Origin of the sequence: Shewanella sp. 11B5 (assembly GCF_002836795.1) — a bacterium.
Classification (GTDB): domain Bacteria; phylum Pseudomonadota; class Gammaproteobacteria; order Enterobacterales; family Shewanellaceae; genus Shewanella; species Shewanella frigidimarina.
In genome coordinates this window covers 1-1700 of record NZ_PJAP01000809.1, presented here as the reverse complement: position 1 = coordinate 1700, position 1700 = coordinate 1, and the positions used below count along the sequence as shown (strand labels likewise).

Below are 1700 nucleotides of genomic sequence, written 5' to 3'. Positions count from 1 at the left end.
GATTGCCATTCGAACCGTCGAACTGGCAGATTTACTGTTGCTGTTCATTTATCTTGAAGTTTTAGCGATGGTCGTTAATTATATTGAATCAGGTAAACTGCCTATTCGTATGCCACTCTATATTGCGATTGTGGCTTTGGCTCGATACTTGATTTTAGACATGAAAGGCATGGAAGATTGGCGTATTTTAGCCATTTCACTGTCGACGATTTTACTGGCTGGCACGGTAATTGTGATCCGTTGGGGTCAGTTGAAAATGCCTTACCCTAAAAATCAGGACTACGATAATTAATCATCTTAACTGCCACTCAACATACCGAGTGTCGAAGACTCAGCATTATAATCGTAATTTTGTCTTGCTTAACAAAGCAGTTATGCTAAAAATTACTAGAGAGCAGAAAGTTAAATAATAGTAATTCGGCAATAATGAGCTAAACAATAGAATTGCTGTAAGGCTAACGGTCATTCGGCATCTGTAGTCATTATGATGAACGATCGCCAAACAACAGATCAAGATGCCGTTAGATGGATCATTTCAAGGAGAAACAGGATGGGCCAAGAGCCAACAGGATTCGAAGAAAAACGCGGTTCGTTGCGTGTAGATATGGAAGCAGAGCGGATCCGCCTAGATTGGATTAATACTCATGGTGAATCATGTGTCGACTATGGTATTTGCATCGACCTTGCTCGCAAAGGGGTGCTATTTGACTTTAAAACCTCTTTTAAAGTGGGTGATTTGATAGCCTTAACCTTCAATGAAAACACCGACAAACAAAATACCATAAAAGGCCAAGTTTGCCGTTGCACCGAATGCTCACCTTATAGTTTCCATATTGCTTTACAGTTAATTTAATTGATTATTTTCATGCAGCCCCCTATGACTGCTCTATACTCAAGATAAAATACTAAACAATATTTTTGGTGCTACAAAGCGCCTAGCATCAAGGATCACAACATGATATTGCTGGTTGGTGGAGAAAAAGGTGGCAGTGGCAAAAGCTGTTTAGCACAAAATATTGCCGTACATATTAGCCAGAAACATGATGCTAATGTACTTATGGTTGACTGCGATCCGCAACGAACCACATCCGACTGGATCCAAGCTCGTAATAATGACCCCAGCCTAAAAGCCATCAATTGTATTCAGCTTTATGGAAAAATCCGTAATGATCTACTGAGTCTTAATGATCGGTTTGACTATGTCATTGTTGATTGTGGTGGCCAGGATAACCTAGCAATGCGAGCCGCCATGTCTGTTGCTACCTATGTTGTCATCCCACTTCGTCCTAAGCGACGTGACCTTAAAACCTTACCTCATATGGAAGACATGCTCAGTACTTGTAAAATGGTCAATCCTAAAATGATTGCCGCCATTGTGATAACACAATGTCCTGCACTGCCGTCTCAAGGTAAACGTATTTTAGAGGCCAAGGAAGTGGTTGAGTCATTTGGTTTGCGTGCACTCAATTCAGTGACGTTTAGTCGCAACATCTATGATGACAGCGAAGAAAGCGGCTCTTCAGTGCTTGAAATCGATCCTAGCGGTAAAGCGGCAGATGAAATTAGAGCCATTGCCGATGAGCTATTTGCCATCCCACCAGAAAATAGTTATGAGTTTAACTGATCTTAAGCGCAAGAAACCCAAAGATACCCGAGTAAAGGTATCTGTAGACGACTTTATCGAAGATGCTAATAATTAT

Annotated in this window: 3 protein-coding genes and 1 pseudogene; all 4 read left to right on the top strand. The window is 41.0% G+C overall.

Annotated elements, in window-relative coordinates; all coding sequences use genetic code 11:
* The coding region (locus CXF78_RS16660) for a phosphate-starvation-inducible protein PsiE (protein ID WP_102037402.1) at positions 1–292 on the top strand (292 nt) is incomplete at its 5' end.
* Between the two features lie 258 nt (positions 293–550).
* A complete protein-coding gene (locus CXF78_RS16655; RefSeq protein WP_011637884.1) occupies positions 551–853 on the top strand; it encodes a PilZ domain-containing protein in 303 nt (100 codons plus the stop codon).
* A gap of 102 nt (positions 854–955) precedes the next feature.
* Positions 956–1624, top strand: a complete 669-nt coding sequence (locus tag CXF78_RS16650; protein WP_011637885.1) for an AAA family ATPase — start codon at positions 956–958, stop codon at positions 1622–1624.
* Positions 1611–1700 (top strand): annotated as a pseudogene (locus CXF78_RS21895) (replication protein RepA); the annotation flags it as partial. The gene CXF78_RS16650 and the pseudogene CXF78_RS21895, both read left to right, overlap by 14 nt.

Coding starts and splice junctions, on each gene's coding strand:
- CXF78_RS16655 (WP_011637884.1), top strand. CDS start 551: ATGGGCCAAGAGCCAACAGGATTCGAAGAAAAACGCGGTTCGTTGCGT.
- CXF78_RS16650 (WP_011637885.1), top strand. CDS start 956: ATGATATTGCTGGTTGGTGGAGAAAAAGGTGGCAGTGGCAAAAGCTGT.